This is a genomic window from Paludifilum halophilum (assembly GCF_002245355.1).
In the GTDB taxonomy this organism is placed as follows: Bacteria; Bacillota; Bacilli; order Thermoactinomycetales; family DSM-45169; genus Paludifilum; species Paludifilum halophilum.
Genome location: NZ_NOWF01000003.1, coordinates 298,648 through 314,665, shown reverse-complemented (window position 1 = coordinate 314,665; position 16,018 = coordinate 298,648). Strand labels below are relative to the sequence as shown.

General features: G+C 52.5%; 13 protein-coding genes. 11 read left to right on the top strand and 2 right to left on the bottom strand.

Going from position 1 to position 16,018, the window contains the following annotated elements:
• The 8 genes from rnhA (at nt 1) to CHM34_RS06655 (ending at nt 9,555) form a co-directional block, all read left to right on the top strand.
• Nucleotides 1–432, top strand: a complete 432-nt coding sequence (gene rnhA, locus CHM34_RS06690; RefSeq protein WP_094263811.1) for a ribonuclease HI — start codon at nt 1–3, stop codon at nt 430–432.
• Between the two features lie 125 nt (nt 433–557).
• Nucleotides 558–1,697: a tRNA epoxyqueuosine(34) reductase QueG gene (queG, locus tag CHM34_RS06685; protein WP_094263810.1), complete on the top strand. Its 1,140-nt coding sequence runs from the start codon at nt 558–560 to the stop codon at nt 1,695–1,697.
• Between the two features lie 29 nt (nt 1,698–1,726).
• The gene (locus CHM34_RS06680) at nt 1,727–2,266 is read left to right on the top strand and encodes a methylated-DNA--[protein]-cysteine S-methyltransferase (RefSeq protein WP_094263809.1); all 540 of its coding nucleotides are present in this window, start codon (nt 1,727–1,729) and stop codon (nt 2,264–2,266) included.
• Nucleotides 2,267–2,426: 160 nt separating this feature from the next.
• Nucleotides 2,427–4,223 (top strand): ABC transporter transmembrane domain-containing protein, encoded by a 1,797-nt coding sequence (locus CHM34_RS06675; protein ID WP_094263808.1) that lies wholly within the window; start codon nt 2,427–2,429, stop codon nt 4,221–4,223.
• Entirely contained in the window at nt 4,180–5,943 is a 1,764-nt protein-coding gene (locus tag CHM34_RS06670; RefSeq protein ID WP_094263807.1) for an ABC transporter ATP-binding protein, read from the top strand. The genes CHM34_RS06675 and CHM34_RS06670 overlap by 44 nt, the downstream gene beginning before the upstream one ends.
• Nucleotides 5,944–6,150: 207 nt before the next feature.
• Nucleotides 6,151–7,062, top strand: coding sequence for an amidase domain-containing protein (locus CHM34_RS06665; protein WP_240511911.1), 912 nt, complete (start codon nt 6,151–6,153; stop codon nt 7,060–7,062).
• A gap of 119 nt (nt 7,063–7,181) precedes the next feature.
• Nucleotides 7,182–8,525 carry a cytochrome ubiquinol oxidase subunit I gene (locus CHM34_RS06660; RefSeq protein WP_094263805.1) on the top strand — a complete coding sequence of 448 codons (1,344 nt, stop codon included), beginning with the start codon at nt 7,182–7,184 and terminating at the stop codon, nt 8,523–8,525.
• Nucleotides 8,503–9,555 carry a cytochrome d ubiquinol oxidase subunit II gene (locus CHM34_RS06655; protein WP_338048646.1) on the top strand — a complete coding sequence of 351 codons (1,053 nt, stop codon included), beginning with the start codon at nt 8,503–8,505 and terminating at the stop codon, nt 9,553–9,555. The genes CHM34_RS06660 and CHM34_RS06655 overlap by 23 nt, the downstream gene beginning before the upstream one ends.
• A gap of 55 nt (nt 9,556–9,610) precedes the next feature.
• On the opposite strand, the gene CHM34_RS06650 is transcribed toward CHM34_RS06655, so the two are convergent.
• Nucleotides 9,611–10,465, bottom strand: a complete 855-nt coding sequence (locus CHM34_RS06650; RefSeq protein ID WP_094263804.1) for a DegV family protein — start codon at nt 10,463–10,465, stop codon at nt 9,611–9,613.
• Nucleotides 10,466–10,638: 173 nt separating this feature from the next.
• On the opposite strand from CHM34_RS06650, the gene trmL reads away from it, so the two are divergent.
• Together trmL and CHM34_RS06640 are read left to right on the top strand one after the other, a co-directional pair.
• Entirely contained in the window at nt 10,639–11,103 is a 465-nt protein-coding gene (gene trmL, locus CHM34_RS06645) for a tRNA (uridine(34)/cytosine(34)/5-carboxymethylaminomethyluridine(34)-2'-O)-methyltransferase TrmL (RefSeq protein WP_094263803.1), read from the top strand.
• Between the two features lie 47 nt (nt 11,104–11,150).
• A complete protein-coding gene (locus CHM34_RS06640; RefSeq protein WP_094263802.1) occupies nt 11,151–11,879 on the top strand; it encodes an HAD family hydrolase in 729 nt (242 codons plus the stop codon).
• Nucleotides 11,880–11,939: 60 nt separating this feature from the next.
• Here the strand turns inward: CHM34_RS06640 and CHM34_RS06635 are convergent, their stop codons facing one another.
• The gene (locus CHM34_RS06635) at nt 11,940–13,526 is read right to left on the bottom strand and encodes an amidase domain-containing protein (protein WP_240511920.1); all 1,587 of its coding nucleotides are present in this window, start codon (nt 13,524–13,526) and stop codon (nt 11,940–11,942) included.
• A 521-nt stretch (nt 13,527–14,047) separates the two neighbouring features.
• On the opposite strand from CHM34_RS06635, the gene CHM34_RS06630 reads away from it, so the two are divergent.
• On the top strand, nt 14,048–15,946 hold the full coding sequence (locus tag CHM34_RS06630) for a PrkA family serine protein kinase (protein ID WP_094263800.1): 1,899 nt from the start codon (nt 14,048–14,050) through the stop codon (nt 15,944–15,946).
• Nucleotides 15,947–16,018: the final 72 nt, after the last annotated feature.

Here is a 16,018-nt window from a genome sequence, read left to right as displayed (position 1 = left end):
GTGAAGGAAGTGACCATCTATACCGACGGTGCCTGCTCTGGCAACCCCGGACCCGGAGGATGGGCCGCTGTTTTAATTTACGGGGAACACCACAAGGAGATTAGCGGCGGCGCCCGGAATACCACCAACAACCGGATGGAGTTGACCGCCGCGATCCAATCCCTGAGCCGGCTGAAAACTTCGTGCCGCGTCAAGCTGTATACGGACAGCGCTTATCTGGTTAATTGCATGAAGCAGGGCTGGTATGTGAAGTGGGAGAAAAACGGGTGGGTCAACAGCAAGAAAGACCCTGTAGAAAACCGGGACCTGTGGCAGGAGCTCCTGAAAGAGATGCGCCGGCATGAAGTGGAGTTTATCAAAGTGAAAGGGCACAGCGACAATGAGTTGAACAACCGGTGCGATGAGCTGGCGCGGGGAGCGATTCCGAAATAAATAAGAGCATGCACAACTTGTTCTTCCTATAAAATAACAGTAGCTATCCCGTGTTAATCCGGGGCGGACAGATTCGGATCGTGGTATAATCGTATAAAAAAGAAACGGAAAGGAGGGGGTGGACGATGACTCCCGAAAGGGTCAAAGAGGAGTTGATTCGGGAAGCGAAGCGGCTGGGTATCGACAAAATCGGGTTTGCTTCGGCGGACCCGTTTCTGGAATTGAAGGAAAGGCTGATTCGTCATCGGGAGGCCGGGTATGAATCCGGATTTGAAGAACCGGACATCGACAAGCGTACCCATCCCGAAAAGTGTCTTCCCGAGGCGAAAACCATCATCGCCATCGCCCTCGCTTATCCGACGAAAATACCCGATCCGCCGGCCTCTGAACCCGGAGCATACAGGGGGGTGTTCTGTCGGGCGTCATGGGGCGAGGATTATCACCGGGTATTGAAAAGAAAGTTGGAAGGTTTGAAAGAACGGTTGTTGGAACTGGTCCCCGGCGCCACCGCCGAGGAGATGGTGGATACCGGGGCCCTTTCCGACCGTGCGGTGGCGGAACGGGCCGGAATCGGATGGAGTGGAAAAAACACCTCCATTATTACAGAAGAATTCGGTTCCTGGGTGTATCTGGGAGAGATGATTACCGACGTCGATCTTCCTCCGGATACACCGGTCACCGAAGGATGCGGAGACTGTACCGCTTGCCTGGATGCTTGTCCCACTGGGGCTCTCGTTTCGCCCGGCCGGCTCAATTCCCAGGCGTGTCTCGCTTATCTGACCCAGACCAAGGGTTTTTTGCCGGTGGAATACCGGGATCGGCTGGGTCCGTATCTCTACGGCTTTGAAACCTGCCAAGCGGTTTGTCCGTATAACCGCAAGGTGAACTTTACCCATCATAATGAATTTCTCCCGGATCCAGAACAGGTAAAACCCTTGCTAAAACCCCTTTTATCCATGAGCAACCGCGAGTTCCGGGAACGGTTCGGCAAGATGGCCGGCTCTTGGCGGGGAAAAAAGCCGATTCAGCGCAATGCGATCATCGCCTTGGGTCGGTATCGGGACCGGACGGCAGTCCCTGATTTGATCCGGCTGTTAAAAACGGATCCGAGACCGGTGATCCGGGGCACGGCGGCTTGGGCCCTGGGCCGGATCGGAGGGGATGAGGCAGGTGAGGCCCTGCGCAATGCTTTGGCTGAGGAAACCGATGACCAGGTGCTGTGGGAACTGAAAAACGCTTTGAAGGAAGAGAAGACGGGTTCATAAATGAGCAGGTACAGGGAGGCTCGGCTTCTATGGTCACAGGTTCGCGCGTGATCGCATGGAGTGAGATGGAAAGCCCGGTGGGGCCCATCGTGATAGCCGCGACAAACAAAGGATTATGTCGACTGGATTTTGACCGGGGAGAGCAGACTCGGATCGGTCGCTCCTTGTGGGCCAAGGAGTGGATCGGATCGATTCGCTGGGAGCGCAACGATGTCGAGCTCGCTCCCATCGTCCAACAATTGAAGGAATATTTTGATGGAGTAAGAACCCAGTTCGATCTGCCCGTCGATCTATACGGAACGGCCTTTCAAAAGTTGGTATGGCGTCAACTGCAGGGAATTCCCTACGGGGAGGTCCGTTCCTACAAAGATATCGCCCAGGCGATGGGAGCGCCGAAGGCTGTTCGCGCCGTCGGGGGAGCCAACAACAAAAATCCGGTTTCCATCGTTGTGCCCTGCCATCGGGTGATCGGATCCAACGGATCCCTGGTCGGTTACGGAGCCGGATTAAAAGTCAAGGAGTTTTTGCTGGGTTTGGAAGGAGCCCTGCCCTATAAAGCGCAGGCCTGAATTTGCACTCCATCTGTTTTTTATTTTTTTCAGGGTCGAACGATCGGGATCAAGGAGGCTATCTGAAGCGGTTAAGAGGGAACGGAGTAACCATTCCGTTCCCTCTTCGTACGCCTTTTGATTGTCAAGTTTTGTTGTTCGTGAAAAGAGGTGGACATGGGTGCGTGTTTTTCGGGATCTGTGGTGGTTTTTCAAGCGGGAAAGACAAAGTTACGGCTGGGGGGTGTTCCTTCTTTTCCTCGTGGCCCTGCTGGAGTTATTCCCCCCTTATGTGGTTCGGGTGGTGGTGGATGAGAGCATTCAGGGGACGTTAACGTCGGGGCGGTTGTGGATGTGGATGGGGTGGCTTCTGGCCGCCGGTTTGGCGATGTACGGGTTGCGCTTTATCTGGCGGGTGCTCATTTTCGGAGCCTCCCATCGTCTGGCACGTCTTTTGCGACGGCAACTGTACCAGCATTATACCCGTTTATCCCCTTCTTTTTATTACCGGCGGCGCACCGGTGATTTGATGGCTCATGCCACCAACGATATCCAGGCGGTGCAGGTGACAGCGGGAGACGGGGTGCTCACCTTTGTCGACTCCCTTGTATTAGGCGGGCTGGTCGTTTTTTCGATGGCGGTGTTTATCAGTTGGAAGTTGACGCTGATCGCTCTGCTCCCGATGCCTTTAATGGCGATGGCGGTGGGCCAATACGGGAAACTCCTTCACAAACGCTTTCTTGCCGCTCAGGCGGCATTTTCCGATATTAATAACAAAGTTCAGGAGAACATCTCCGGAGTTCGGGTCGTGAAAGCCTTCGGACGGGAAGAAGCAGAAAAGCGTTCTTTCCGGAAACAGTCCGATGATGTCGTTCACAAAAATATCGCTGTGGCCAAGGTGGAGTCCCTGTTTGAGCCCACCATTTCCCTGATCGCCGGCCTGTCCTTTTTTCTTGCCGTGGCTTTCGGGTCCGGTTATGTGGTGAATCAGGAACTGACGATCGGACAGCTGACCCAGTTTACGATTTATCTGGGGCAGTTGATCTGGCCGATGCTCGCTTTTGGTTTCCTGTTTAACATCATGCAGCGGGGGCGGGCTTCTTACGATCGAATTCGCTCTCTGCTCCGGGTCCAACCGGATATCGTCGACCGGGAGGGGGCGTTGAAGACGATTCCTGACGGTGATATCCGCTATGAGATCCAAACGTTTACCTATCCGGAATCGGATCAGCCGGTGCTGCGGGAGATCCGGGCCACGGTGGGAAAGGGGGAGACTCTGGGCATTGTCGGCCGTACGGGAAGCGGCAAGACGACCTTGTTTAAATTGCTCCTGCGGGAATTCGAACCGGTGGATGGAACGGTCCGGATCGGAGGGAAACCGGTGACGGAATACCGATTGTCCGCTTTGCGTCAGACGGTGGGTTATGTACCTCAGGATCATTTTCTGTTTTCGGCCACCATTGCGGAAAATATCGCTTTCGGTCGCCCGCAGGCTTCCCGAGAGAAGGTTGAAGAAGCGGCGAAACTGGCCTGTGTCCATGAGGATATTTTGCAGTTGGAACAGGGATATGACACAGTGGTCGGGGAACGGGGGGTCACTCTTTCCGGAGGACAAAAGCAACGCATCTCCATCGCCCGGGCTCTCTTGTTGGATCCCGAGATCCTGTTATTGGACGATTCCCTTTCCGCTGTTGACGCCCGGACGGAGGAGCGGATCCTGGAAGCGCTGCGAAACCATCGAAGGAACCGGACGACACTGATTTGCGCTCACCGCTTGAGCGGGATTGAGCATGCAGATCAGATTTTGGTTCTGGAAGACGGAGGAATCGCCGAACGGGGGACTCACACCCAACTGCTGAAGCAGGAAGGCTGGTATGCTTGGATGTATCGGCGGCAACAACTGGAATCCCTGATCGAGCAAGGAGGTGGAGGGAATGACGATTCGCAGGTTGCTCCGCTATCTTCAACCACACCGTAAACGGTTAGTGCTTGCTTTGGTTGTTTTGTTGCTGGCCACCGGTGGGGATGTGGCGGGACCGGTCCTGGTCAAAGTATTTATCGATGACTATCTGACTCCGGGAATCTTTGATCCCGAGCCCATCACCCTTCTGGCCGGGACGTACCTGTTGCTTCTCTTTTTGTCCGTCGGCCTTCTGTATTACCAGGAGTTTCTCTTTCACCGGATCGCCCTGCGGGTGATTCAGCAACTGCGGATCGATGTTTTCAGCAAGGTGCAGCACTTGGGTTTATCCTTTTTTGATCGGACGCCCGGAGGAGGATTAATTTCCCGGATCACGAATGATACGGAAGCGGTCAAAGAACTGTTCGTCCGTGTTTTGTCCACCTTTGTCCAGAACATCGCGATGGTGGTCGGGATTCTGGCGGCAATGTTTTTGCTGGATGCCAAATGGGCCTTTTTCTGTCTCATGCTGATTCCGCTGATTCTCGGCGTGATGCAGATGTATCGCCGTTTCAGCTATCCGGTCTATCGAAGGGTCCGCCATCAGCTGGGCCGGCTGAATGCCCACCTCAGTGAATCGATCCAGGGGATGAACGTGATTCAGGTTCTGCGTCAGCAAAACCGGATGCGGCGGGAATTTGAACACATCAACGGGGAACATTATGAAGCCCATATGAAGAATACCAAACTGAACGGATGGTTGCTTCGACCCGCCGTTGACCTGATTTCCCTGGTGGCTTTGATGATTGTATTAAGCTTTTTTGGAGTCGATGGCGGAGAGAGTGCGGTCCGGATCGGGGTCTTGTACGCCTTTCTCAATCTGCTGGATCGCATGTTCGAGCCTTTCAACCAGATGATGCAGCAACTTTCCTTTTTGCAGCAGTCATTGGTTTCGGCGGGTCGGGTGTTTGAATTGCTGGATGAAGAGGAGACAGCCCCGGCGCAGTCAGGAAAAGAAAATCCCCGCATTCGTGAAGGGCGGATCGTCTTTGATCGTGTCACTTTTTCCTACGACGGGCAAACCGATGTGCTGAAAGATATCTCCTTTACGGTGGAACCGGGACAGACCGTAGCTCTGGTCGGCCATACCGGGAGCGGGAAAAGCTCCATCGTCAACCTGTTGATGCGTTTCTACCCGTTACAAAAAGGAGACATCACCATCGACGGCTATTCTCTTTCCGCCTATTCCGACGAAGAGTTGCGCCGCCGGATGGGGCTGGTATTGCAGGACCCATTTTTGTTTACAGGGAATGTGAAGGAAAATATCCGGCTGGGTCGTGAATCGATCAGTGATGACGACATAGCGGAGGCGGCCCGGTTTGTTCAGGCGGAACCTTTTATCAAAAAACTGCCCCGAGGATATGACGAACCCGTCGGAGAACGGGGAACCACTTTCTCCAGCGGACAGCGCCAGCTGTTATCCTTTGCTCGGACGATCGCTTTCAAACCGAAGATTCTGGTCCTGGATGAAGCGACTGCCCATGTCGATACGGAAACCGAAGATAAAATCCAGGAAGCCTTGTCCCGAATGCGCAAGGGGCGTACGACAATCGCCATCGCCCACCGATTGTCCACAGTTCGGGATGCTGACCGGATTCTCGTTCTCCATCGGGGTGAGATCGTGGAACAGGGAACGCATCAGGAACTGCTGGCCCGGGAAGGGTTGTATCAGAAAATGTACCGGTTGCAGCAGGGGTTGACGGAGGAAGTGGAGTCATTTGGTGGCGTCGTACAATGACGCGGCCAAACGCTTGTACCGTTCCGCCGGGTTTCGGAAGGGAATCCAAAGCTCTCAAACTGGGAAATCGATATGTGGATGAAGCATATGGTCTTGTATTGGTGAAAGATCCGAAGCATACCCGCCTGTGTTCTCTTCATAGGATGGGTAAAGAGTCCCTCGAAGGGAACGGTGCCCATGGTGAAACGTTCTTGGAGACAGCCGGCGATGACTTGGTTCCGCGTTCAAAACCAGGTGTGGGTGGAAGGAGAGGCGGATCGCCTCTTTTCCTGGGTTGCGGATGGGGATGCCGACTGGGTCGCCGTCGAACGAAAACGTTGGGAACGGATCCGGGAGCTGCAGAGGGAACGGCGCCTGAAACCGCTGAAAGGGGAGACCCGGATTCGCGTGCTTGATGAAGAAAAAACGGAACTCGGGCAGATTGCCATGAACGTAATCGTTCACCAACGCTTTTTATATACGCTGGGCAAAGAGCTGAGTGAACAAGAAGAGGTGAACGGTTATTATCTTCGACTGGCGGAAGGGGAAGATGGATGGTCGATTGCGGAGTGCCGGCCAGCCGAGGGGTTGGATACGGAATCGGGAAAGATATGGTCTTCTTACCAACCGCCCTCTCAAAGAGGGGTTGCCGGCTCCGGGTATAAACGGGGTAAAGCCGTCCAATACGCTGAGACTTGGTGGAATGGAGCCAATCCCCGTTACCGGAAGTTTGAAGATGATTGCACCAATTTTATTTCCCAGTGCCTGCATGCCGGAGGTGTGCCGATGGAGTTTTCCTCCCGGCGGGATCGCGGCTGGTGGTACCGTGGCAGCCGGGAAAACTGGAGCTATAGCTGGGCGGTGGCTCACGCCCTAAAAAACTATTTGGACAGCGGCGGTACACCTCGTGCGGAGCGGGTGGATTCGCCGGAGAAGCTTCATCTCGGCGATGTCATCTGCTATGATTTTGAAGGGGATGGACGGTGGCAGCACAATACCATCGTGACAGCCAAGGATCCGGCGGGGATGCCCTTGGTCAACGCCCATACTGTTAACAGCCGCCGCCGTTATTGGGATTATCGGGACTCTCACGCTTGGACCCCGCAAATCCGTTATCGTTTTTTTCACATCCCCGATTGACGAGGACAAAGACCACGGGAACCGGTCAACGATGCGACCGGTTTTTTGTTGTGGAATCGGAATAAGGGAACTCATCTTGGAACATATTAACAATCACCAAGAAAAAAAGGGTGTCGGCCATGGACGATCTCACCATTGCACGAACCTTATTCGGAAGTTCCCTCGGATTTCACATCATCTTCGCTACATTGGGGGTGGGTTTGCCCCTGATGATTTTTGTGTCGGAAGTTTTTTACCAGGTGACAAACGATCGCCGTTATACTTTGATGGCAAAGCGGTGGACCAAAGCGCAGGCTATTTTGTTGGGAGTGGCCATTCCTTCCGGGACGATTGTCGCGGTGCAGATGTCCTTATTGTGGCCCCAGTTCATGGAAATGGTGGGTGAAGTGATCGCTCTTCCTTTTCAAATTGAGCTGTTCGCCTTTTTTCTGGAAGCGTTATTCATGTCCATCTATGTATACGCCGCGGACAGGCTTTCTCCCGGGTTGCGAATCCTGAGTGTCTTTCTCGTCGCTTTTGGCGGGAGCGCTTCCGCCGTGCTGATCACATCCGCCAATGCCTGGATGAATACGCCGACGGGATTTCAGCCGACGGAGGGAGGGATCACCGGAGTACGTCCTTGGGAAGCTTTTTTCAACCCCAGCTTCGCTTCTTCGGCTTTCCATGTCCTGATCTCCGCCTATATGACCGGGGCTTTCGTTGTGGCCAGCATTGCCGCTTACCGTCTGCTTCGTCGGAAATTGTCGCAATCGGAGATTCGCTATCATCATCGGGCACTGATGATGTCTCTGGCGATCGGAGGAACGATGTCCCTGATCACCGCTTTTACCGGCCATTGGGCCGGACAGGTTCTTCATGATCATCAACCGGAAAAACTGGCGGCCGCCGAGGGGCTTTTTGAGACCCAATCCCACGCCCCCCTGGCACTGGGAGGGATTGTCGATCTGGATGAGCAAAAAATTACCGGTGCCATCGAAATCCCGGGGTTGCTCAGTTTTTTGGCGGGCAACCGTTTGGATACCGTGGTTAAGGGTTTGAACGATTATCCCCGGGATGTCTGGCCTCCCGGGTACGTTCATTTATTGTTCAACCTGATGGTGGGATCGGGAGTGTTGCTGATCCTGTTATCCGCCCTGGCTGGGTGGTTCGGCTGGCGAAGGAAAGGGGATAGACTTCCCCAATGGCTCTTATGGACTTTGACTTCGACGGGACCGCTGGCGGTTCTGGCTATCGAATTCGGCTGGATTTTTACCTGCAGCGGCAGACAGCCCTGGACGATCTATCGGTTTCAGCGTACAGCGGATGCGGCGACGCAAGCCGGCGATTTGTGGGTGTGGTTGGTCCTCTTCCTCTCCCTGTATATGTTGCTTCTGATCGCTACGGTTGTGATCATGAGCTCTTATTTCAAGCGGCATCCTTTGGCGGAAGAGTTGGAAGCAGTTGTCGCAGAAGGGAATGGATAACGGGATGAGCGATGCCATATGGGCGATATCGATCACTTGGCTGTTTGTGTTTATTTACGCGATTTTGGGTTCCGTTGATTTCGGAGCGGGCTTCTGGGGATTGGTGTATAATCCCCGGGAGAGGTCCCGGGCGGGGGAGATTGCCAATCGCTTTCTTTCCCCCACCTGGGAGGTGACCAATGTGTTTCTGGTGTTGCTGGTTGTAACCATTGTCGCCTTTTTTCCGCGGGCGATCGCTCCCCTGGGGACAGGCCTGTTGATTCCCGGTTCTCTCGTGTTGATTCTGTTGACTCTGCGGAGTGCCTTCATGGTTTTTCACTACTCCGCTCTCCGCTTTCGCAGCACTCTGCGGATCGTGTCCGGAGTGACGGGTTTATTGATCCCCAGTTTGTTGGTTATTGCACTTCCCATATTGGCCGGAGGATTTATCGATCCAGAAACCGATCGGTTGCTGGTGGGAAAGCTCCTTTCCAGTCCGGTGACCTATGCCTATCTCGCCTTCGGCCTCAGCAGCGAGTTGTTTCTCTCCGCCGCTTTTTTGGCGGATTATTCCCGGGAAGCAGAGGATTCCTCCGCCTATGCCGTCTTCCGAAAATACGCCTTGTGGTTGGGGCCCTTCACATTGGCTACGGCGGTGCTCACGGTGTACTTGATGGGGCGGCAGGCCGAGTGGCTCCGGGATCACATCCTGGAAGAGCAAGGTTGGTTTCTTCTTTCCGCGATTGCTTTTCTCTTGGGATACAGTGCTTTATGGTGGAGAAGAAAGCACCCGGAGCGGGAACGGGGGTTTCCCCGAGTCGCCTTCGTCTGCTTTATTCTTCAATTTGCGCTGGCTTCCTACGCTTATGGAGCGGCCCATCTTCCCTACCTGGTCTATCCGACACTCACAGTGGAGGAGAGTGTGACCAATCCGGCGATGTTTGATTCGCTGTTAATCTCCTATGCGGTCGGGATGGCCATTCTGGTTCCGGGATTTATTTACTTTTGGCGCCTCTTTTTAAAAGACAAGCGCTATGTCGGCCGAGGGTGAGAAGAACGAAAACAAGACGCATTCTGGTTCTGCTTGTTTGGAGAGGATCCCTCACTCATTCTTTTGAGGCCATGGGATTAACGACCAGACCGAGAAGTCCCGGGCCTGTGTGAACAACCAGGGCCGGACTGATGGAATGGATATGCAGATCGCAGATATTGTTTCTTTCTCGGAGGCGTTCCTTCAGGGCTTCCGCTTCTTTTTCCGCTTTCCCTTGCAGGATAGCGATCCGGGTTTTGGTGGATTCAAGCGGTTTTAAAACGGGATCGATCAATTTTTTCACGGCTTGTTTTTTACCCCGGGCCAGGTTGTAGGGAGTGAAGTTCCCGTTTTCATCCAGAGAGATAATCGGTTTCAGGTTGAGCATGGATCCTAGGGCAGCGGCTACCTTTCCGATTCGTCCTCCTTCTTTCAGGTACTCCAGCGAATCGACGATGAAAAACCCTTTGATTTTCCGTTTGGCCTGTTCGAGCCTTTCCAGGATTTCTGTGTAATCGATTTTTTGCCGGATCATACGGGCTGCTTCAATCACGAGGAATCCCAATACCCAGGAAAGTCCCTTGGAGTCGATAACGTCGATATTCATACCGTCGAATTCCTCGGCGATCATTCGGAAGGTGTTGTGCGTTCCACTGAGACCGGATGAGATCGTGACCGCGATACAATGGGTAAACCCTTCGTTTTGCAACTTTTGAAAGGTTTGGTGTATATCCTCCGGTGAAGGCATCGATGTTTTGGGGATTTCCTCCCCCAGGCATTCGTATACCTCCTCGGGAGAGATGTCGATCCTGTCCCTATATTCTCCGTTGGAAAACATGATGCGCAACGGGACGACTTCAATATCCCATTTTTTCAACCAATCAACCGGGAGATCACAGGAACTGTCGGTAACCAATGCGATTTTGTTCATGGTGTACCTCCTTTAGCCTAATAACGCCAGTATACGGGGAGGAACGAGCGTGTACAATACCGAAAACACGGTGGTGTATCGCGATGTTCAACATTTTCAGGGTCGTGTTAGGAATCGGTGCAGGTTTTCGGTACAATAAAGAGGTACTGTCGTGATGAAAGGGATGGAAAATCATGTCTTTTCACATCTGTCTGGTGGAACCGGAAATCCCCAATAATACGGGCAATATTGCGCGGACTTGTGCAGTGACGGGGTCTGTTCTGCATTTGATCCGTCCGCTGGGGTTTTCCACCGACGATAAATATCTGAAACGTTCGGGTATGGATTACTGGTACCATGTGGATGTCCGCTATTACGATTCCTTCGATGAATTTCAGGCGGCATTTCCTGAGGGGCGTTTTTTTTGTGCCACGACAAAGGCGAAGCGGTCCTATACCGATTTTCAATTTCGCGAAGGGGATATTTTTGTATTCGGGAAGGAAACGGAAGGCTTGCCTCCGGAAATTCTGGAAGCTTACGCAAAAACATGTGTGCGCATTCCGATGAAGTCCGATGTCCGCTCCCTCAATTTGGGGAATTCGGCGGCGATTCTCGTTTATGAAGCCCTCAGGCAAACCGGTTTTTCCGGTTTGGTTTGACAGAGTGGTTTTCAACGAATGAAAAAGAGATAGAGAGAGGGCTGAACATGGTAAAAGTATGCTGCTTTGATTTGGATGGAACCTTGTTGCCGATGGATATGGAGGCATTTGTTCGACACTATTTAGAAGAGCTGGCCCCTCATGTGGCGCATCTTTTGTCCCCGGATAGGCTGGTTTCGCTGATCTGGGACGCGACCAAAGCCATGATCGAAAACGATAATCCCGACTCCACGAATGAAGAAGTATTTCAGCGCCGGTTCTTATCTCAGTCCGGTTTGAAGCGGGAAGAAATCTGGCCCTTGTTTGAACGGTTTTACCGGGAACATTTTCCGAAGCTGAAAGCGTATGTTCAGCCGACCCCTCTTTCCCGACAAGTGGTTGAGGCCGCCCTGGAACGGGGGTATCGGGTGATTGTCGCCACCAACCCGGTTTTTCCCCGCGACGCCATTTGGGAACGGATACGCTGGGGGAGGGTGGAGGATCTGATCGACTGGGCTACCGTGTACGAAGAGACCCACTACTGTAAACCCAATCCGAAATATTATCAGGAAATCATTCACCGGTTGGGGGTTCAACCGGAAGAGTGCGTTATGATCGGTAATGATATGCAAGAGGATATGGTTGCCAAAACCGTCGGGATGAAGACTTATTTTCTGAAAGACTGCCGCATCGACCGGGGTGATCCCGCTTACCGACCCGATCAGGAAGGAAGCTTATCCGAACTCTTGGAGGATATCCGCTGCGGTCAAGGCGTATTCAGCCGTAAAGTCGGCTAGGGAAACACGGTGAAAAAACACACCAAAAACCCCTCACTCTCATGAGTGAGGGGTTGATCTTTAGCGCGGTTGGTTGTCGGCGGTCCCCATTTTCCATCCGTATACATCGTAACCAGCGGCAAACCAAGCGTTGAGAGGCGCATCCTTCCGGTCTGTCGTGTGTTGGGTCACGTAAATCTGCCCGTTTTCGATCTTGGTGATGATGGCGGTGTGGTCGATATCCCCATCACCGTTAAGGTCTCCGTTCACCACATCCCCGACTTTCAGTTCGGATACGCTCTTGGCGGGCTCGGCCCGCTGATCCATATGTTTGTAGAGGCTGTTGGCTACGCCCCAGGCATAAGACGGTTTTTCGTCGCTGTAATACCACCACGGATCGCTCTTCCATTGGACCAATCCGCCTTTGCTGATCGCCTGGGAGACGAAGTTGGTGCAATCGTACCAACAATCGTAGCAACCGCCCATGGCGCGGCTGTAATAGCCGTATTCTTCGTTGTTGCGCTTGTTCCACCATTTGTAGGCATAATCCCGGGCTTTTTCGCGGTCGTATCCGTTTTTCTCAACCATGGAACGATCTTCTTCCGGGGATTGTTCCTCATCCTGGTTTTCATCCGGATCTTGCTGGTTGTCATCCCCGTTTTGGTTTTCGTCATCCGGGTTTTGTTGTTCTTCTTCATCGTTTTGATTTTCGTCATCCGGGTTTTGTTGTTCTTCTTCATCGTTTTGATTTTCGTCACCGGGTTCCTGCTGGTTGTCATCCGGGTTTTGGTTTTCGTCATCCGGGTTTTGCTGTTCTTCCTCGTTGTTTTGATTTTCGTCACCGGGTTCCTGCTGGTTGTCATCCGGGTTTTGGTTTTCATCCTCCGGGTTTTGCTGTTCTTCCTCGTCGTTTTGATTTTCGTCACCGGGTTCCTGCTGGTTGTCATCCGGGTTTTGGTTTTCATCCTCCGGATTCGGTTGTTCGTCTTCGCTGTTCGGCTTGTCCTTGGGCTCTTCTTTTTCCGGCTGTTCTTTTTCAGGGGATTCTTGATCGGTTCCCTCTTCCGGTTTACCGGCACCCGGCTTTTTCTTGTCGATACCGGTACCCGACCCTTCCTTCGGATCAACCGCTTGACCGGGTTTCAGTTTCGGTCCCGAGTCGTTGACGGGCAGGAGATCGCGAAGCTTCGCTTTTTCCGCCGGGGTCAGCTTGCCCTCCTTCAATTTTTTAACCAGTTTTTTAATTTCCTCATTTTTCAAATGGTTTTCATAATCGTCCACGAGTTTTGCCAGTCGGGCCAGCAATTTCTGTTCTTCCTTGCTCAGGGAGTCCATATTGGTCGCCATGCCTTTGATGTGGTCACGGAATTGCTTGTCGTCCAGATCCGGCTTGACGTCAATGTTTTGATCCTTGTTTTTCTGTTGGACGATTTCCATGGCGGCCTTATTCTGGCTTTTAATATCTTTCTGGGTCCGTTCCGATTCGTCATAGTAAGAGACGCTTTCGACCAACTCATCATCGGACAAGGCGTCCGACTTCTCCGAATGCCCTTCTTCTTCGGGCGTCGCCGGTTGCTCTCCTTTGGCCTCCTCCGAGGAGGAACTGCACCCGGCAACAACGAGAATAGCGGATAGAATCATAGCCAGAACCGTTCGCATCTGCAACATGGTACTCAAAGGTTCATCTCCAATCTACTGAAAAATCTTCCAAGTACGCCTTTATGATAAATTTTTGCCAAAGCATCGTCAATAGACTATTTAGGCTATTATTATGGCTAGGATTTACATAGGAGTTTTGGAGGATTTTATGAAAGTCCGAGGAGGATCTTGCCCAATGGTTCCTTCCTTGTTACTTGACGAGCTTTCCCCCGGTTCGAAACGGAGATGAAACATTGTCCCCCGAATCGCATAAAGATATATTATCCAACCGGCGGGATCGTCAAGGTGCTAGTGCCCCATCTGGAAACCACGTTGGGGAGGAGGGCAGGCCGGCGTAGATCCTTTGTTTGCAAGAGACCGGAGACAGCCTGCCACCCCGACCCACCAAGGATGTGCTAAAATCACAACGCTTCTAGTAGAGCGAAGGGATCCCTTGTCAAAAAGGATCATGCTGCCGGGGGGACATGAATACGATGTTTAACAATCACATGGAGGAATGAGGTGCGGAGCGGAGCTGAGAGGAGGCTTCTATGGACATCCTGAAACGCATCGCACAGCAGCGGGAGAAAGAAGAAGAGTTAGCGTGGGAAGGGTCTTTTGAAGAATATTTGGAGATGGTTCGAAAGCGCCCTGAGTTGGCCCAGACCGCTCATTCCAGGGTTTTTCGGATGATCGCCGAAGCCGGCGTAGAAAAAGATGAACAGGGAAATCCATCATATCTCTTTTTCACCCGGGAACTGTTCGGGCTGGATCGGGCGATCGAACGCCTGGTGGAGGAGTATTTTCATTCCGCGGCCCGCCGTCTGGACGTGCGTAAGCGGATTTTGTTGTTGATGGGACCGGTCAGCGGGGGAAAATCCACCATCGTTACTTTATTGAAACGCGGTCTGGAGGAGTTTTCCCGTACGGATGCCGGGGCAGTCTACGCGATTAAGGGATGCCCGATGCAGGAGGATCCGTTACACTTGATCCCTGTATCCATGCGGGAGGATTTGGAACAGGAAATCGGGGTCAAGGTGGAAGGCAATCTGTGTCCGTACTGTCGCTTGCGGTTAAAAGAGGAGTATGGCGGACGAATCGAGGATGTCATGGTGGAACGGGTGCTTCTGTCGGAGGAGGACCGGGTCGGAATCGGGACCTTCAGCCCGTCGGATCCCAAATCCCAGGATATCGCCGATTTGACCGGGAGTATCGATTTCGCCACCATCACCGAGTACGGATCGGAATCGGATCCCCGGGCCTACCGGTTTGACGGTGAATTGAACAAAGCCAACCGTGGTATGATGGAGTTTCAGGAGATGTTGAAGTGTGACGAAAAATTTTTGTGGAACTTGTTATCCCTGACCCAGGAAGGAAATTTTAAGGCGGGGCGCTTCGCTCTGATCAGCGCGGATGAGCTGATTGTCGCTCACACCAATGAAGCCGAATACAAGTCTTTTATCAGTAATCAGAAAAACGAAGCCTTGCAATCCCGGATCATCGTCATGCCCATTCCTTACAATCTGAAGGTCACGCAGGAGGAAAAAATCTATGGAAAATTGATTCGCCAAAGTGATCTGGGGCATGTTCACATCGCTCCCCACGCCCTCAAGGCCGCCGCCACATTCAGTATTTTGACCCGGTTGAAGGAGTCCAGAAAACAGGGGATGGACTTGGTTAAAAAAATGCGTCTCTACGACGGCCAAGCGGTGGAAGGCTACAAAGAGACGGATGTGGATGATCTCCACAAGGAATATCTGGACGAAGGAATGTCCGGCGTCGATCCCCGTTATGTCATCAACCGCATTTCCAGCGCTCTCATCCGGTCCGAAGCGAATTGCATCAACGCCCTGGATATCTTGCGGGCGATCAAGGACGGATTGGATCAACACCCTTCAATCACCCGGGAGGAGAGGGAACATTATCTGAATTTTATTTCTATTGCTCGGAAAGAATACGATGAATTAGCCAAAAAAGAAGTACAAAAAGCATTTGTTTATTCGTATGAGGAATCGGCCAAAACCTTGTTGGACAATTATCTGGATAACGTAGAAGCCTACTGCAATTGGGGTAAGATCCGCGACCCCCTTACCGGTGAAGAAATGGAGCCCGACGAAAAGCTGATGCGCTCCATCGAAGAGCAGATCGGTGTCTCTGAAAACGCCAAAAAAGCGTTCCGGGAAGAGATCCTGATCCGTATTTCCGCTTATGCCCGGAAAGGAAAAAAATTTGATTACAACAATCATGAACGGCTGCGGGAAGCGATTCAGAAAAAGTTGTTCGCCGATTTGAAGGATGTCGTCAAGATTACGACCACGACCAAGACGCCGGATGAAACCCAGCTGAAAAAAATCAATGAGGTGACCGCCACTCTCATCGATAAATACCAGTATTGCCCCACTTGTGCCAATGACCTTCTGCGGTATGTGGGCAGTCTGTTAAATCGCTGAATAGCAGTGAAACCGATCCTCAGGAGTCCCTTGTCACCCGATTTCAGCGGAAATATTCATCACCAGGGGGAT

Excerpts from the sequence above, each read along its gene's own strand:
- queG (WP_094263810.1), top strand. The coding sequence starts at position 558 with ATGACTCCCGAAAGGGTCAAAGAGGAGTTGATTCGGGAAGCGAAGCGG.
- CHM34_RS06680 (WP_094263809.1), top strand. The coding sequence starts at position 1,727 with ATGGTCACAGGTTCGCGCGTGATCGCATGGAGTGAGATGGAAAGCCCG.
- CHM34_RS06670 (WP_094263807.1), top strand. The coding sequence starts at position 4,180 with ATGACGATTCGCAGGTTGCTCCGCTATCTTCAACCACACCGTAAACGG.
- CHM34_RS06665 (WP_240511911.1), top strand. The coding sequence starts at position 6,151 with ATGACTTGGTTCCGCGTTCAAAACCAGGTGTGGGTGGAAGGAGAGGCG.
- CHM34_RS06660 (WP_094263805.1), top strand. The coding sequence starts at position 7,182 with ATGGACGATCTCACCATTGCACGAACCTTATTCGGAAGTTCCCTCGGA.
- CHM34_RS06650 (WP_094263804.1), bottom strand. The coding sequence starts at position 10,465 with ATGAACAAAATCGCATTGGTTACCGACAGTTCCTGTGATCTCCCGGTT.
- trmL (WP_094263803.1), top strand. The coding sequence starts at position 10,639 with ATGTCTTTTCACATCTGTCTGGTGGAACCGGAAATCCCCAATAATACG.
- CHM34_RS06640 (WP_094263802.1), top strand. The coding sequence starts at position 11,151 with ATGGTAAAAGTATGCTGCTTTGATTTGGATGGAACCTTGTTGCCGATG.
- CHM34_RS06635 (WP_240511920.1), bottom strand. The coding sequence starts at position 13,526 with ATGTTGCAGATGCGAACGGTTCTGGCTATGATTCTATCCGCTATTCTC.
- CHM34_RS06630 (WP_094263800.1), top strand. The coding sequence starts at position 14,048 with ATGGACATCCTGAAACGCATCGCACAGCAGCGGGAGAAAGAAGAAGAG.